The sequence below is a fragment of the Leifsonia sp. RAF41 genome, assembly GCF_052114085.1.
Lineage (GTDB): Bacteria > Actinomycetota > Actinomycetes > Actinomycetales > Microbacteriaceae > Leifsonia.
Genome location: NZ_JBFREB010000001.1, coordinates 2,655,562 through 2,670,556, shown reverse-complemented (window position 1 = coordinate 2,670,556; position 14,995 = coordinate 2,655,562). Strand labels below are relative to the sequence as shown.

Sequence of the window (14,995 nt, the reverse complement as noted above, 5' to 3'; positions counted from 1 at the left end):
TACGGTGCTGAAGGCAGGATGGCCCGAGGACCCGGGCATCGTGGACCGACAGGGGAGGAACAGTGTCCGATCTCGTACTCAAGCTGGACGAACTGGTGCAGCTGCGTGACGACCTCGACGCCGTCGTGCGCGAGTTCCAGAACGCCGACGACTTCAGCGACGCGGTTGCGGACGCCACCGGTCACGACGACCTGCACAACCACGTCCGGGACTTCGCGCACAAGTGGAACGAGAAGCGCAAGGACATGACCGAGAACGTGAAGAACGTGCAGCAGGTGATCGCCGCTGTCGCAGACAACTTCGTGAAGGTGGATGGCGACCTCGCCAAGGCGCTGGAGGACAAGAAGTGAGCGACAAGGAGTTCCAGCCGCTGACCGGCGACCCCGACGTGCTGGAGTCGAAGGCCCGGCACTACCAGTCCATCGGCGAGGCCATCCAGCGATCGGTCAAGGAGCTGAACAAGATCCATGACGTCGACGGCTACAAGTCGCAGGCCGTCTCCAAGCTGCAGGAGATGGCGAAGGACACCGCCGACGACATCGGCAAGGCCAAGGACCGCTACGCGAAGACGGCTGCGGCGCTCATCACCTACGCCGCGGAGCTGCGTGAGGCGCAGGACGACGCGACCAGGGCCATCGCCCTCATCGACCAGAAGAAGAGCGCGGCCGACTCCGCGCACACCGCCGCTGCCACCGCACACACCGAGGCCCAGAGCGCGAAGCCCGAGGATGCCTCCACCGCGGGTAAGGCAGCGGACAAGGCCGACGACGCGGCACGGGATGCGAATGCGGCTCTCCAGGCAGCGCACCAGGCCTGGTACGACGCCCGCGAGAAGAAGAACCGTGCCGCCGAGAAGGCGGTCGACGCCATCGTCGATGTCGTCGACCACCACAACAACGGCCTCAAGAACCCGGGTTTCTGGGACAAGGTGATGGATGTGATCAGCACGATCGGCGACATCGCCGGGGTGCTCGCCATCTTCCTGGCCTGGGTGCCCGTGCTCGGGCAGGTCCTCGCGGTGATCGCGATCGTCGCGTCCATCATCAAGCTGGTGGACGCGGTGGTGAAGTTCGCGAACGGCGAGGGCTCGTTCCTCGACATCCTGGGCGCCGCCGTCACGGTCGTGCTCAGCGTCTTCGGCGGCCGCATCTTCGCGTTCCTGGGCAAGGCGGCGCGGATCAAGGGGCTGGCCCGAGTGCCGAAGATGGTCGGTGGCGTGCACACGAGCCCGAACGCCATCCTCAAGATGCAGATGGGCAAGCGCCTGATGAAGTCGGCGACCACCAAGCTGTTCCAGAACCCGGGCAAGGACCTGAACATCTGGAAGGCCGCGGGAGAATCCGGCGCGGCCCAGCGGGAGGCGTACAAGGCTCTGGTCACGAGCGGCGCGGACAAGGCGAAGGCCATGCGCGCCCTGCTCGGCATCGACCAGAACGTGGTCCGCGCGGTCTCGCACGACCTCGGGGCCCGGGAGCTGAATCCCTTGACCGTCGTGGCGGCCTACCACCAGGGGTCGGCGCTGATCAACAAGGGTGTGGAGCTCGTCAACGCTCCCGGCAAGGTCGACTCCATCGTCAACAAGCTGGACGGCGGTCGCAACCACACCGACCTCCCGCAGCTGCCGAGCGTCGACCTGCAGAAATTCGCGATCGGCCAGGGGAACACGTATGTTCCGACCTACAAGAGTCACAACGGCTGAGAGGTGGACCGGATATGACGCTGAGCCCGCAGGACATCGTCGACTTCTCCTTCGAGGCGCCGGACAGCTGGTACGACGTCGAGTTGCTGGGGGAGCACGGGAGTGACGACTGGCCCGAGCGCCTCGTCGCCTCCCTGGACGCCGGTGCTCTCTCGGCCGACCTGACGGAGCGGCTGCGCGCGCTGCAGCGCGTGCTGCACGCGGAGGACCCGACCGGAGCGACCCGCGCGCGGGTCTACATCCCCGTGCCCGCGGCCGGTGTGCTGAACGCGTTCCAGACGATCGAACTGCTCCAACTGGAGACCGACGACAGCCCCGAGAGCTACCTCGCCGCCGCCGACGCAGAGGGCGCGCACCGCGAGCCGGGCTACGAGATCCTCGGCTACCGGTCGTGGCGCACCGCCCATGCGACCGGTGAGCTGGTCGGCTTCACGCACCTGACGGCGATCGCCGGTGAGGATGCGCAGAACGCGGGAGAAACGGGGGACGCCCTGCTCGAGCAACGCGTCGTGTTCGCCGTCTTCCCCGTCGGGTCGGCGCAGGCGTTCCAGATGGTGTTCCGGTCCGCGTTCGTCGGCGGTTTCGCCGACATGGTGGAGGAGACGCAGCAGATCGCCGACTCGCTTCGCGTCACCCTCGGGGAGTACGCATGAGTGACCCGCGCCTGACCCCCCTTGACGCCGAACTGACCATCGTCTTCCCCGGAACCTGGGTGATGATCCCGCTGCACGACGAGGATGCGGCCGCGCGCCGCATCCAGCGGCTCGTCACCGAGCGGGTGGGACGGGCGGACCGGCTGGCACGCGTGCGCCGCACCGCGAAGACCGAGTTGGAGCGTCTGGTCGCCCTGGCGAACGACAGCTCCGCGTTCGCGCTGGCCCTGTCGCTCGAGATCCTGCCGGGCGTACCGTTCCCGGCATCCATCGTGCTCTCGCGAGAGGAGTGGCCGACCGCCCCCGATGCGGAGGCCGACGCGGCCGTCCATCTCGGGCGTTGCTTCCCCGACGACGAGGCCCTCGACCTCTCCCTCGGCCCGGTCCGCCGGCGCTCGACGGTCCGCCAGACGACGTACGAGGAGCAATCAGCGCCGGAGCTCGTCGCCGACTACCGGTTCGCGGCACCAGCAGGCGAGCGCCTCATCCACGCGCGCGTCAACGCACCGATGGCCACCGCACCGGAGCTCTACCTGGAGCTCTTCGACGCGATGATCGACTCGATCAGCTTCCGGGCACCGCTCGGGCTGCCGGCCGGCGGCCGCTGACCCGCTGCCGGTACGCACGCACCACCAGCACGACGGTCGCGACGACGAGTGCGGCCGTGAGGATGGTCCACACGGCTACGCCGACGGTGCCGACCGGCCAGAACAGCCACCCGGCGACGGCGAACGACGCCAGCCCGTAGGGGATGCCCGCGAGGAGGATGCCGCGGCCGGGTCGCCAGCCGAGCAGCATCAGCTCGGTCCAGAACCGGGTCCACGCGGTCAATCGGACGGGCAGCAACGACAGCGCCGTCGGCCCCAGGGTCGGCGGGCCGATCACGTTCCGGGACCATCCGGTGCTCGACAGGCGCTCGCCGGCGTACGCGGGCGCCAGGCTGCGTCCGACATACGTCCAGGACAGCACCGCGAGCGGCACGGAGGCGAGGGGCAGCGCGACGAAGGCGTAGCCGAGCAGTGGCACCAGCACGACGACGGCGAAGATCAGGAACAGCACTGTCGGGACGACGTCACCACCGGTGACGAACTCCTGCGAGCTGAAGTCGGGATTCGTGCTCCAGAGGGCGAACGGAAGGGCGGCGGGGAGCAGAAGGGTGACCACGCTCAGCGCCGTCCACACCAGCGCCACCAGCAGGTAACCGACCGGTCGCAGGGCTCGCTCGGCCGCCGACGGGGGCGTCGACGCTCGGTCGGAGCGCGGCAGTCGGGCACGCGCGGCGGCGGGGTTCGCGTTCGGCTTCATCGGACTATACGACGGCATGGCTGCCAGGCTATCCCGCTGGGCCTGCGGCGGTGAACCCGCCCGGATGGGGAGTGCTCCCCATTCCGTCCTCGGGCCGGGCCTGGTTAGGTGGACGTAGCTGGTCGGCCCCGGGGGTACGGCCTCTTTCGAACCGAAGGGATAAGGACCGTCATGGCCAACATGAATGTCACGTACGGCGAGATGACCGATGCCGCCAACCGCCTCACCGCAGGCAAGGACGACATCACCGCGAAGCTCCACGAGCTGCAGAACCTGGTGAACGGCCTGGTCAACGGCGGCTTCGTCACGGACCAGGCGTCGGGAGCCTTCCACACCTCGTACGAGCAGTTCACCAAGGGCACGACGGAGGCGGTGAACGGACTCGACGGGATGTCGCAGTTCCTCACCAAGGCCGCCGACGCGCTCCAGAACGTCGACAGCGAGCTCGCCAAGGGCATCGGCGGCTGAGCCGACCTCCACGCGCCACGAAGGGCGGTCGTCCGGAAGGACGGCCGCCCTTTTCGCCGTGCGCGGACACGGCCCCCGAAGGCCCTCGTCCATTTGACCGCCAGGAGCCCGGCGGATAGTATTTATCGGGTGTGCGCTTTGTCGCGCGCTTGTCTCATGCCCTCCGTGCTTATCGCCTCAGAGGGGGCAGGAGCTGAGCGGGCCGGCACGTACTCATCCGATGGGCAGGGAAACCGCACGGAATCCCGGCCCCCACGGCATATCGGCTGGCGGACAACGCCTGTCGGCCGATTCCCCCGAGAACCTCCGCGCCCGTCCAACGGGTCGGTGGCTCCTGGGGTAGATGCAGCAACTGTCACCGTGCAGTCCATAAAAGGAGAAGTTCAGTGCCAACCATTCAGCAGTTGGTCCGTAAGGGACGGACGCCGAAGGTCACCAAGACCAAGGCTCCCGCCCTGAAGGCCAACCCGCAGCAGCGCGGCGTGTGCACCCGTGTTTACACCACCACCCCCAAGAAGCCGAACTCGGCGCTCCGCAAGGTCGCCCGCGTGAAGCTGTCGAACGGGACCGAGGTCACCGCTTACATCCCCGGTGAGGGCCACAACCTGCAGGAGCACTCGATGGTGCTCGTCCGCGGCGGTCGTGTGAAGGACCTGCCCGGCGTTCGCTACAAGATCGTCCGTGGCGCGCTCGACACCCAGGCCGTCAAGAACCGCAAGCAGGCTCGCAGCCGTTACGGCGCGAAGATGGAGAAGAAGTAATGCCTCGCAAGGGTCCCGCTCCGAAGCGCCCCGTCGTCGCCGATCCCGTATACGGCGCCCCGGTCGTCAGCCAGCTCGTCAACAAGATCCTCCTCGACGGCAAGAAGGGCCTCGCTGAGCGCATCGTCTATGACGCGCTCGAAGGCGTCGGCACCAAGTCCGGCCAGGATGCGGTCGTCGTGCTCAAGAAGGCTCTCGACAACGTCCGTCCGACCCTCGAGGTCCGCAGCCGCCGTGTCGGTGGCTCGACCTACCAGGTGCCGGTCGAGGTCAAGCCGCACCGCGCCAACACGCTGGCGCTCCGCTGGCTCACCAGCTACGCAAAGGGTCGTCGTGAGAAGACGATGACCGAGCGTCTCCAGAACGAGATCCTGGACGCGTCCAACGGTCTCGGCGCCGCCGTGAAGCGTCGCGAGGACACGCACAAGATGGCCGAGTCGAACAAGGCCTTCGCGCACTACCGCTGGTAATAAATTTCGCCGTCCGGGCGTTGCACTGAAAGGTGCCGCGCCCGGATGGCACCCTCTCACTTTCAACTCTTTCGGAGGAACCCTGTGGCACAGGACGTGCTCACCGACCTGAACAAGGTCCGCAACATCGGCATCATGGCCCACATCGATGCCGGCAAGACCACTACGACCGAGCGCATCCTGTTCTACACGGGCGTCAACCACAAGATCGGCGAGACGCACGATGGCGCCTCGACCACCGACTGGATGGAGCAGGAGAAGGAGCGCGGCATCACCATCACGTCCGCGGCCGTGACCTGCTTCTGGAACAAGAACCAGATCAACATCATCGACACGCCCGGTCACGTCGACTTCACCGTCGAGGTGGAGCGCTCGCTCCGCGTTCTCGACGGCGCGGTCGCCGTCTTCGACGCGAAGGAAGGCGTCGAGCCGCAGTCCGAGACCGTGTGGCGTCAGGCCGACAAGTACGTCGTCCCGCGCATCTGCTTCGTCAACAAGATGGACAAGCTGGGCGCCGACTTCTACTTCACCGTCGACACCATCGTCTCCCGCCTCGGCGCCAAGCCGCTGGTGATGCAGCTCCCGATCGGTTCCGAGTCCGACTTCGTCGGCGTCGTCGACCTGGTCGAGATGCGTGCGCTGGTCTGGCCCGGCGACGCCAAGGGTGATGTCACCATGGGCGCCAAGTACGAGGTCCAGGAGATCCCGGCCGACCTCCAGGCCAAGGCCGAGGAGTACCGCGCCAAGCTCATCGAGACCGTCGCCGAGGCCGACGACGCGCTGCTCGAGAAGTACTTCGCCGGCGAGGAGCTCTCCATCGCGGAGATCAAGGCGGGCATCCGCAAGCTCACCGTGAACAACGAGATCTACCCGGTCCTCTGCGGTTCCGCGTTCAAGAACCGTGGCGTCCAGCCGATGCTCGACGCCGTGATCGACTACCTCCCGTCGCCGCTCGACGTGCCCGCCATCGAGGCGCACAACCCGCGCGACGAGGAGCAGGTCATCATGCGTCACGCAGACGCGACGGAGCCGTTCTCGGCGCTGGCCTTCAAGGTCGCGGTGCACCCGTTCTTCGGTCGCCTCACCTACGTGCGCGTCTACTCGGGTCACCTCGACTCCGGCGCCCAGGTCGTCAACTCGACCAAGGGCAAGAAGGAGCGCATCGGCAAGATCTTCCAGATGCACGCCAACAAGGAGATCCCGGTCGACTCCGTCACCGCCGGCAACATCTACGCGGTGATCGGCCTCAAGGACACCACCACCGGTGACACCCTGAGCGACCCGGACAACCAGGTCGTGCTCGAGTCGATGACCTTCCCGGAGCCCGTGATCGAGGTGGCCATCGAGCCGAAGACCAAGGCCGACCAGGAGAAGCTGGGCACCGCGATCCAGAAGCTGGCCGAGGAAGACCCGACGTTCCGCACCGAGCAGAACCAGGAGACCGGCCAGACCGTCATCAAGGGCATGGGCGAGCTCCACCTCGACATCCTCGTCGACCGCATGAAGCGCGAGTTCAATGTCGAGGCGAACGTCGGAAAGCCCCAGGTGGCCTACCGCGAGACGCTTCGCCGGACGGTCGAGAAGTACGACTACACCCACAAGAAGCAGACCGGTGGATCCGGTCAGTTCGCGAAGGTGCAGATCAGCCTGGAGCCGATCGAGGTCACTCCGGAGACCTCGTACGAGTTCGTGAACGCCGTCTCCGGTGGTCGCGTTCCGCGCGAGTACATCCCCTCGGTCGACGCGGGCATCCAGGACGCGATGCAGGTCGGCGTGCTCGCCGGCTTCCCGACGGTGGGCGTCAAGGCGACGCTCCTCGACGGTGCAGCGCACGACGTCGACTCCTCGGAGATGGCGTTCAAGATCGCCGGCTCGATGGCCTACAAAGAGGCCGCTCGTAAGGCGAACCCGGTGCTCCTCGAGCCGCTCATGGCGGTCGAGGTGCGTACGCCGGAGGAGTACATGGGCGACGTCATCGGCGACCTCAACTCGCGTCGTGGACAGATTCAGTCCATGGAGGACGCGAGCGGCGTCAAGGTCGTTCGCGCGAACGTCCCGCTGTCCGAGATGTTCGGCTACATCGGCGACCTGCGGTCCAAGACCTCGGGCCGTGCGGTGTACTCGATGCAGTTCGACAGCTACGCGGAGGTCCCGAAGGCTGTCGCCGACGAGATCGTCCAGAAGAGCAAGGGCGAGTGACCTCGGTCACTGCTCCCAGGCAACATCCCGTAACATAAGAAACCAATCCAGCAGATCCACCGGTCGAAATCCATCGACCGGTGGCCCTGCACGAGAGTCCTGAGGAGGACCACAGTGGCTAAGGCCAAGTTCGAGCGGACTAAGCCGCACGTGAACATCGGAACCATCGGTCACGTCGACCACGGCAAGACGACGCTCACCGCGGCGATCTCCAAGGTGCTTGCTGACAAGTACCCGTCGGCGACCAACGTGCAGCGCGACTTCGCGTCGATCGACTCGGCGCCGGAAGAGCGTCAGCGTGGTATCACGATCAACATCTCCCACGTCGAGTACGAGACGCCGAAGCGCCACTACGCGCACGTCGACGCCCCGGGTCACGCGGACTACATCAAGAACATGATCACCGGTGCTGCCCAGATGGACGGCGCGATCCTCGTGGTCGCCGCCACCGACGGCCCGATGGCTCAGACCCGTGAGCACGTGCTGCTCGCCAAGCAGGTCGGCGTGCCGTACCTGCTGGTCGCGCTGAACAAGTCCGACATGGTCGACGACGAGGAGATCCTGGAGCTCGTCGAGCTCGAGGTCCGCGAGCTGCTCGCCAGCCAGGACTTCGACGGCGACAACGCCCCGGTCATCCGCGTCTCGGGCCTGAAGGCTCTCGAGGGCGACGAGAAGTGGACGCAGTCCATCCTCGACCTCATGGAGGCCGTTGACGACTCCATCCCGGACCCGGTGCGCGACAAGGACAAGCCGTTCCTGATGCCGATCGAGGACGTCTTCACGATCACCGGTCGTGGCACCGTCGTCACCGGTCGCGCCGAGCGCGGCACCCTCGCCATCAACTCCGAGGTCGAGATCGTCGGCATCCGCCCGACGCAGAAGACCACGGTCACCGGTATCGAGATGTTCCACAAGCAGCTCGACGAGGCGTGGGCCGGCGAGAACTGTGGTCTGCTCCTCCGCGGCACCAAGCGCGAGGACGTGGAGCGCGGCCAGGTCGTCGCGAAGCCGGGTTCTGTGACCCCTCACACCAACTTCGAGGGCACCGCCTACATCCTGTCCAAGGATGAGGGTGGCCGTCACAACCCCTTCTACACGAACTACCGTCCGCAGTTCTACTTCCGTACCACCGACGTCACCGGCGTCATCTCGCTGCCCGAGGGCACCGAGATGGTCATGCCCGGCGACACCACCGACATGTCGGTCGAGCTGATCCAGCCGATCGCCATGGAGGAGGGCCTCGGCTTCGCCATCCGTGAGGGTGGCCGCACCGTGGGCGCCGGTACCGTCACGAAGATCAGCAAGTAAGTCCTCCGGGATCTCACTTGTGAGAGGGTCGGGCCTTCGGGCCCGGCCCTCTTTCGCGTTCCTGGCTGTCCGCTGACAGGGGTTTACCTCTCGCCGTCGCGGTTGCACAATTGACGCATCGTTTCAACCGGAACGGTTCCCGTCTACGAGAGGAGCGCCTATGGATACGCATGGCCTCGCAAAACAGCACACACCGCTGACAGGTTCTCGCAACGGAAGTTCCGGGGCCGCATAGCGGTCGTGAAGATTCAGCTGAGTGACGGCGCGAGGCGTCACTCGAGCGGGGCCGGCTTAGCCGGCCCCGCTCCTTCGTGTCTGGCGCCCCTCGCCGCCACTCCGCGGGCGACGGCCGTCTCGCGGCTCGCTCCGCGTCCAACTGCGGTCTGACGTAACGACTGCGTCGGCGCGCCGCGCCGCAGTCGTTACGAGACACCGCATTCGCGCTCCGTCCACAGAACGGCGGTGCGACTCCGATTGCACAGGTTGCGGTGCGGACGACACAGTAGCCGAGGCGAGCCGGTAGACCGGAGGCCATGAGCGTCGAATCGAGCCGGCCACCGGTGATCCTCGTCCGTCAGCTGCACGACCGGGCCGAGACCCGTCAGCAGCACGCCCGAGCTGCACGGAGCGGAGATGAGGTACGCGTCGCGCATGGTGCCTACGTGCGGACACGCGATTGGGAGGGAACGACGGACCGCGAGCGCTGTATCCTGCGCTTGTCCGGGTTCGCCGGCACGCGGAAACGGCCTCCGGTCTTCTCCCACTGGTCGGCCGCCAGCCTTCACGGCCTGCCGCTGATCGGCGCGATCCCGGACCGGATCCACGTCACTGTCGGCCGCACCGGGGGCGGGCGTTCGGCCCGCGGGGTGGTCGCGCATTCGACCCAGGTGCACGTCGACGACATCGTCGAGGTAGATGGGATGCGCTGCACATCGCTGCTCCGGACGGTGGTCGACCTGGCCGCCACGGCGCCCACGGCGGACGCCGTCGTGCTCGCCGACCACGCGCTGCGAACGTCTCTGTCGGGTCTCAAGGCTGAACTGCTGGAAGCCTGGTTGCGCGCTCAACCCATGCGAGGCCACCGGAGGTCGCTGGATGTGATCGCCCTCGCCGACGGGCGGGCGGAGTCACCGCTCGAGTCCGTGAGTCGCGTCAACATGCAGGCCGCGCGGCTGGCGGAGCCGGACCTCCAGACGCCCTTCGCGGACGGGAACGGGCGCATCGGCTTCGTGGACTTCGCGTGGCCGTCTGCACGCGTGATCGGCGAGGCCGACGGCGAAGCCAAGTACCTCGACCCGGCGCTGCGCGGTGGACGGACCGCCGACCGCGTGGTCCTGGACGAAAAGATCCGCGAGGATCGCCTCCGCGCCCTGGGGTGGCGCGTCGTTCGCTGGCGATGGTCCGTGGCCCGCGACGCCGAGGCGCTCGGCGCCCTCCTGACCGCGGCCGGAGTCCCGCGAGCGACCACCCCATGGCGTGACTGCGCCTCGGCGCCACGCCGACGCGACACGCCCGGGTTGCAGCATTGGCCGCGATCTGGCAAACTTGTCTAGTTCAACATTTCGGAACGTGCGTGCAGGTGTGCGCGCGAACCGGATCACTGCCAGGCAGTGCATAGCCCTCCGCGAGAGTCATAGCCGCGGACGTTGGTTAGGCCGCAGGCAGCAGGACACGCTCAATCCGACCACCTCAGAGGCCTAGGGACATCCCTGTGCCTCGAGAGTCGCGGTCGGTGGAGTTGACAGAAGAATAGTGGCGTTCCCCACGCGTACGTCGCACCGCGTCCAATGCGAAGAACGACTCGAGAGAGCCGTCTCGTACGACGCCATAACCAGAGAGAGAGTCAGACATGGCGGGACAGAAGATCCGCATCCGGCTTAAGTCGTATGACCACGAGGTCATCGACACCTCGGCGCGCAAGATCGTCGACACGGTGACCCGTGCCGGCGCCACCGTCGTCGGCCCGGTGCCGCTTCCCACCGAGAAGAACGTGGTGGTCGTCATCCGTTCGCCCCACAAGTACAAGGACAGCCGCGAGCACTTCGAGATGCGCACGCACAAGCGGCTGATCGACATCATCGACCCGACGCCGAAGGCCGTCGACTCGCTCATGCGTCTCGACCTGCCCGCCGACGTCAACATCGAGATCAAGCTCTAAGGGGGAGTGCCACTATGTCCAATTCTGAGACCAAGACCTCCAAGGGCCTCCTCGGCAAGAAGCTCGGCATGACCCAGGTCTGGGACGAGAACAACAAGCTCATCCCCGTGACCGTCATCGAGGTCACGCCCAACGTCGTGACCCAGGTCCGCACGCCCGAGGCCGACGGCTACAACGCCGTCCAGATCGCCTACGGCCAGATCGACCCGCGCAAGGTGAACAAGCCGTCCGCCGGTCACTTCGACAAGGCGGGCGTCACCCCGCGCCGTCACCTCACCGAGGTCCGCACCGCCGACGCCGGCGAGTACGCGGCCGGCCAGGAGCTCACCGTCGACGCCACCTTCGAGATCGGCCAGCTGGTCGACGTCGTCGGTACGTCGAAGGGTAAGGGCTTCTCCGGTGTCATGAAGCGCCACAACTTCAAGGGTGTCTCCGCTTCGCACGGTGCGCACCGCAACCACCGCAAGCCGGGCTCAATCGGCGCCTCCTCGACCCCCAGCCGTGTCTTCAAGGGCATGCGCATGGCCGGTCGCATGGGTGGCGAGCGCGTCACCGTCCTGAACCTCAAGGTGCAGGCCATCGACGCCGAGAAGGGCCTGCTGCTGGTCAAGGGTGCCGTTCCCGGCGCTCGTGGCCGCATCGTTTTCGTCCGCAACGCAGTGAAGGGGGCCTAGGTTCATGGCTACCTCGATTGACGTCGTCGACCTCAAGGGCAAGAAGGCGGGCTCCGTCGAGCTTCCCGAAGCCCTGTTCGACGTTCAGACCAACATCCCGCTGATCCACCAGGTCGTCACCGCCCAGCTCGCCGCAGCGCGTCAGGGCACGCACAAGACGAAGAACCGTGGAGAGGTCTCCGGCGCCGGCCGCAAGCCGTTCAAGCAGAAGGGCACCGGCCGCGCTCGTCAGGGCTCGATCCGCGCTCCTCAGATGACCGGTGGTGGCATCGTGCACGGCCCGACGCCGCGCAGCTACGCCCAGCGCACCCCGAAGAAGATGATCGCCGCTGCTCTGCTCGGCGCCCTCTCCGACCGCGCACGCGGCAGCCGCCTGCACGCCGTCCAGGCGTTCACCGCGGGTGACGCGCCCTCGACCAAGGCCGTCGTCGACCTGCTCAGCGGCATCGCGACCTCGAAGCACGTCCTGATCGTGCTCGAGCGCGACGACGAGCTGGCCTTCAAGAGCGTCCGCAACCTGCCGACCGTGCACGTGCTGACCTTCGACCAGCTGAACGCCTACGACGTGCTCGTGAGTGACGACATCGTCTTCTCGCAGGCCGCGCTCGAAGGCTTCATCGCAAGCAAGAACAAGGAAGAGGTGAACGCGTAATGGCCGCCGTCAACAAGGACCCGCGCGACGTCATCATCGCGCCGGTCGTCTCCGAGAAGAGCTACGGCCTGATCGATGAGGGCAAGTACACCTTCGTGGTCGACCCGCGTTCGAACAAGACCGAGATCAAGCTCGCCATCGAGTCGATCTTCAAGGTCGAGGTCGCTTCCGTGAACACCCTGAACCGTCAGGGCAAGACGCGCCGGACCAAGTTCGGTATCGGCAAGCGCAAGGACACCAAGCGTGCGATCGTCACGCTGAAGTCCGGTTCCATCGACATCTTCACGGCCGTCGGCTGAGCGAAGGACTAGAGGAAAACAGACATGGCAATTCGTAACTACAAGCCCACGACCCCCGGTCGTCGCGGCTCCTCGGTCGCCGACTTCGCGGAGATCACCCGCTCGACGCCGGAGAAGTCCCTTCTCCGTCCGCTGTCGAAGACCGGTGGCCGTAACAACCAAGGCCGCATCACGACCCGTCACATCGGTGGTGGCCACAAGCGCCAGTACCGTGTCATCGACTTCCGTCGCAATGACAAGGACGGCGTGAACGCCAAGGTCGCTCACATCGAGTACGACCCCAACCGCACCGCGCGCATCGCGCTCCTGCACTTCGTCGACGGCACCAAGCGCTACATCCTGGCGCCGGCCGGCCTCAAGCAGGGCGACGTCGTGGAGTCGGGCGCCGGTTCGGACATCAAGCCGGGCAACAACCTGCCGCTCCGCAACATCCCGACCGGTACTGTCGTGCACGCGATCGAGCTGAAGCCGGGCGGTGGCGCGAAGATCGCCCGTTCGGCAGGTTCGTCCGTCCGACTCGTCGCGAAGGACGGCCCCTACGCCCAGCTGCGCCTCCCCTCGGGTGAGGTCCGCAACGTCGACGCGCGCTGCCGCGCGACGATCGGCGAGGTCGGCAACGCCGAGCAGTCGAACATCAACTGGGGTAAGGCCGGCCGCATGCGCTGGAAGGGCGTCCGCCCGACCGTGCGTGGTGTCGCGATGAACCCGATCGACCACCCGCACGGTGGTGGTGAGGGCAAGACCTCCGGTGGTCGCCACCCGGTCAGCCCCTGGGGTCAGAAGGAAGGCCGTACGCGCCACCCCAACAAGGAAAGCGACAAGCTCATCGTCCGCCGCCGTAACGCCGGCAAGAAGCGCAAGTAGGAGTTCGAGAAGATGCCACGCAGTCTCAAGAAGGGCCCCTTCGTCGACGAGCACCTGTTTCGCAAGGTGGTCGCCGCGAACGAGGCCAACAGCAAGAACGTGATCAAGACCTGGTCGCGCCGCTCGATGATCGTCCCGGCCATGCTGGGTCACACCATCGCGGTGCACGACGGTCGCAAGCACATCCCGGTGTTCGTCACCGAGACCATGGTGGGCCACAAGCTCGGCGAGTTCGCGCCGACCCGCACCTTCCGTGGACACGTGAAGGACGACAAGAAGGGTCGCCGCCGCTAACGCGGAGGCGAAAGGAGGAGAGAAATGGTGGAGTCGATCGCACGCGTGCGACACATCCGCGTCACCCCCATGAAGGCCCGCCGCGTCGTCAACCTGATCCGCGGCAAGCAGGCCCAGGAGGCCCTGGCCATCCTGAAGTTCGCGCCGCAGAGCGCGAGCGAGCCGGTGTACAAGCTCGTCGCCTCGGCCATCGCCAACGCGCGGGTCAAGGCCGACCAGAGCAACACCTACCTGGACGAGCAGGACCTGTACGTGAGCCGCGCCTTCGTGGACGAGGGGACCACCCTCAAGCGGTTCCAGCCGCGAGCACAGGGTCGGGCCTTCCGCATCAACAAGCGCACCAGCCACATCACGATCGTCCTCGCGACGCCGGATGAGGTCGAGGATGCCAAGGCTACGAAGAAGGCGAGCAAGTAATGGGCCAGAAAGTCAACCCGTACGGCTTCCGTCTGGGCATCACCACCGACCACGTGTCGCGCTGGTTCTCGGACAGCACCAAGCCGGGTCAGCGGTACAGCGACTACCTCGCTGAGGACGTCAAGATCCGCACCCTGCTGAAGACGTCGCTCGACCGTGCGGGCGTGTCCCGCATCGAGATCGAGCGCACCCGTGACCGCGTCCGCGTCGACATCCACACCGCCCGTCCGGGCATCGTGATCGGTCGCCGTGGCGCCGAGGCCGAGCGCATCCGCGCCGACCTCGAGAAGCTCTCGGGCAAGCAGATCCAGCTGAACATCCTCGAGGTCAAGAACCCCGAGGCCGATGCACAGCTCGTCGCGCAGGGCATCGCCGAGCAGCTCGCTGCCCGCGTGGCGTTCCGCCGCGCGATGCGCAAGGGCCTGCAGGGCGCTCAGCGCGCCGGCGCCAAGGGTGTCCGCATCCAGGTGTCCGGTCGCCTCGGCGGCGCCGAGATGAGCCGCTCCGAGTTCTACCGCGAGGGTCGTGTGCCGCTGCACACGCTCCGCGCCAACATCGACTACGGCTTCTACGAGGCCAAGACCACGTTCGGTCGCATCGGTGTGAAGGTGTGGATCTACAAGGGCGACATCACGAACAAGGAACTTGCTCGCGAGCAGGCCAACCAGAAGCCGTCGCGCGAGCGCAACGACCGTGACCGTCCGCGTCGCGGCGGCCGGGGCAACGCCCCCGCCACCGAGGCCGCGCCGGCCGCAGCAGGAGTTGAGGCATAAC

At 66.7% G+C, this 14,995-nt stretch carries 19 protein-coding genes; 18 read left to right on the top strand and 1 reads right to left on the bottom strand.

Annotation, left to right across the window (positions count from 1 at the left end; genetic code table 11):
* Nucleotides 1–62 precede the first annotated feature (62 nt).
* Genes AB4Y74_RS12990 through AB4Y74_RS12975 form a run of 4 tightly spaced genes read left to right on the top strand, consistent with a single transcriptional unit; the run spans nt 63 to nt 2,960 of the window.
* Nucleotides 63–350: a hypothetical protein gene (locus tag AB4Y74_RS12990; protein WP_441799473.1), complete on the top strand. Its 288-nt coding sequence runs from the start codon at nt 63–65 to the stop codon at nt 348–350.
* Nucleotides 347–1,699 (top strand): putative T7SS-secreted protein, encoded by a 1,353-nt coding sequence (locus AB4Y74_RS12985; protein WP_441799472.1) that lies wholly within the window; start codon nt 347–349, stop codon nt 1,697–1,699. Before AB4Y74_RS12990 ends, AB4Y74_RS12985 begins: the two co-directional genes overlap by 4 nt.
* A 14-nt stretch (nt 1,700–1,713) precedes the next feature.
* A complete protein-coding gene (locus AB4Y74_RS12980; protein ID WP_441799471.1) occupies nt 1,714–2,352 on the top strand; it encodes a hypothetical protein in 639 nt (212 codons plus the stop codon).
* Nucleotides 2,349–2,960, top strand: coding sequence for a hypothetical protein (locus AB4Y74_RS12975; RefSeq protein ID WP_441799470.1), 612 nt, complete (start codon nt 2,349–2,351; stop codon nt 2,958–2,960). Before AB4Y74_RS12980 ends, AB4Y74_RS12975 begins: the two co-directional genes overlap by 4 nt.
* On the opposite strand, the gene AB4Y74_RS12970 is transcribed toward AB4Y74_RS12975, so the two are convergent.
* Entirely contained in the window at nt 2,917–3,675 is a 759-nt protein-coding gene (locus AB4Y74_RS12970) for a hypothetical protein (protein ID WP_441799469.1), read from the bottom strand. The two genes, AB4Y74_RS12975 and AB4Y74_RS12970, sit on opposite strands and share 44 nt — an antisense overlap.
* 153 nt (nt 3,676–3,828) lie before the next feature.
* Between AB4Y74_RS12970 and AB4Y74_RS12965 the strand changes: the two genes are divergently transcribed.
* The 14 genes from AB4Y74_RS12965 (at nt 3,829) to rpsC (ending at nt 14,994) form a co-directional block, all read left to right on the top strand.
* Nucleotides 3,829–4,125, top strand: a complete 297-nt coding sequence (locus AB4Y74_RS12965; RefSeq protein WP_374009678.1) for a WXG100 family type VII secretion target — start codon at nt 3,829–3,831, stop codon at nt 4,123–4,125.
* A gap of 386 nt (nt 4,126–4,511) precedes the next feature.
* Nucleotides 4,512–4,886 (top strand): 30S ribosomal protein S12, encoded by a 375-nt coding sequence (gene rpsL / locus AB4Y74_RS12960; protein ID WP_011186743.1) that lies wholly within the window; start codon nt 4,512–4,514, stop codon nt 4,884–4,886.
* Nucleotides 4,886–5,356 carry a 30S ribosomal protein S7 gene (gene rpsG, locus AB4Y74_RS12955; protein ID WP_374009680.1) on the top strand — a complete coding sequence of 157 codons (471 nt, stop codon included), beginning with the start codon at nt 4,886–4,888 and terminating at the stop codon, nt 5,354–5,356. Before rpsL ends, rpsG begins: the two co-directional genes overlap by 1 nt.
* Before the next feature lie 84 nt (nt 5,357–5,440).
* Nucleotides 5,441–7,555 (top strand): elongation factor G, encoded by a 2,115-nt coding sequence (gene fusA, locus AB4Y74_RS12950; protein ID WP_441799468.1) that lies wholly within the window; start codon nt 5,441–5,443, stop codon nt 7,553–7,555.
* A gap of 114 nt (nt 7,556–7,669) precedes the next feature.
* Nucleotides 7,670–8,863, top strand: a complete 1,194-nt coding sequence (tuf, locus tag AB4Y74_RS12945; protein ID WP_374009682.1) for an elongation factor Tu — start codon at nt 7,670–7,672, stop codon at nt 8,861–8,863.
* Nucleotides 8,864–9,396: 533 nt separating this feature from the next.
* Nucleotides 9,397–10,416, top strand: a complete 1,020-nt coding sequence (locus AB4Y74_RS12940) for a hypothetical protein (RefSeq protein ID WP_441799467.1) — start codon at nt 9,397–9,399, stop codon at nt 10,414–10,416.
* Between the two features lie 296 nt (nt 10,417–10,712).
* Nucleotides 10,713–11,021, top strand: coding sequence for a 30S ribosomal protein S10 (gene rpsJ / locus AB4Y74_RS12935; protein WP_018191969.1), 309 nt, complete (start codon nt 10,713–10,715; stop codon nt 11,019–11,021).
* A 14-nt stretch (nt 11,022–11,035) separates the two neighbouring features.
* The gene (gene rplC, locus AB4Y74_RS12930; RefSeq protein ID WP_441799466.1) at nt 11,036–11,695 is read left to right on the top strand and encodes a 50S ribosomal protein L3; all 660 of its coding nucleotides are present in this window, start codon (nt 11,036–11,038) and stop codon (nt 11,693–11,695) included.
* Between the two features lie 4 nt (nt 11,696–11,699).
* Nucleotides 11,700–12,347 (top strand): 50S ribosomal protein L4, encoded by a 648-nt coding sequence (rplD, locus tag AB4Y74_RS12925; protein ID WP_441799465.1) that lies wholly within the window; start codon nt 11,700–11,702, stop codon nt 12,345–12,347.
* The gene (rplW, locus tag AB4Y74_RS12920; protein WP_441799464.1) at nt 12,347–12,646 is read left to right on the top strand and encodes a 50S ribosomal protein L23; all 300 of its coding nucleotides are present in this window, start codon (nt 12,347–12,349) and stop codon (nt 12,644–12,646) included. The genes rplD and rplW overlap by 1 nt, the downstream gene beginning before the upstream one ends.
* A gap of 24 nt (nt 12,647–12,670) precedes the next feature.
* Complete coding sequence (gene rplB, locus AB4Y74_RS12915) at nt 12,671–13,510, top strand: 50S ribosomal protein L2 (RefSeq protein ID WP_374009686.1); 840 nt, start codon at nt 12,671–12,673, stop codon at nt 13,508–13,510.
* A gap of 12 nt (nt 13,511–13,522) precedes the next feature.
* Nucleotides 13,523–13,804 carry a 30S ribosomal protein S19 gene (rpsS, locus tag AB4Y74_RS12910; protein WP_018191964.1) on the top strand — a complete coding sequence of 94 codons (282 nt, stop codon included), beginning with the start codon at nt 13,523–13,525 and terminating at the stop codon, nt 13,802–13,804.
* Between the two features lie 24 nt (nt 13,805–13,828).
* Entirely contained in the window at nt 13,829–14,221 is a 393-nt protein-coding gene (gene rplV / locus AB4Y74_RS12905) for a 50S ribosomal protein L22 (protein ID WP_064109780.1), read from the top strand.
* The gene (rpsC, locus tag AB4Y74_RS12900) at nt 14,221–14,994 is read left to right on the top strand and encodes a 30S ribosomal protein S3 (protein ID WP_441799463.1); all 774 of its coding nucleotides are present in this window, start codon (nt 14,221–14,223) and stop codon (nt 14,992–14,994) included. The genes rplV and rpsC overlap by 1 nt, the downstream gene beginning before the upstream one ends.
* The last annotated feature ends 1 nt before the right edge of the window (nt 14,995 follow it).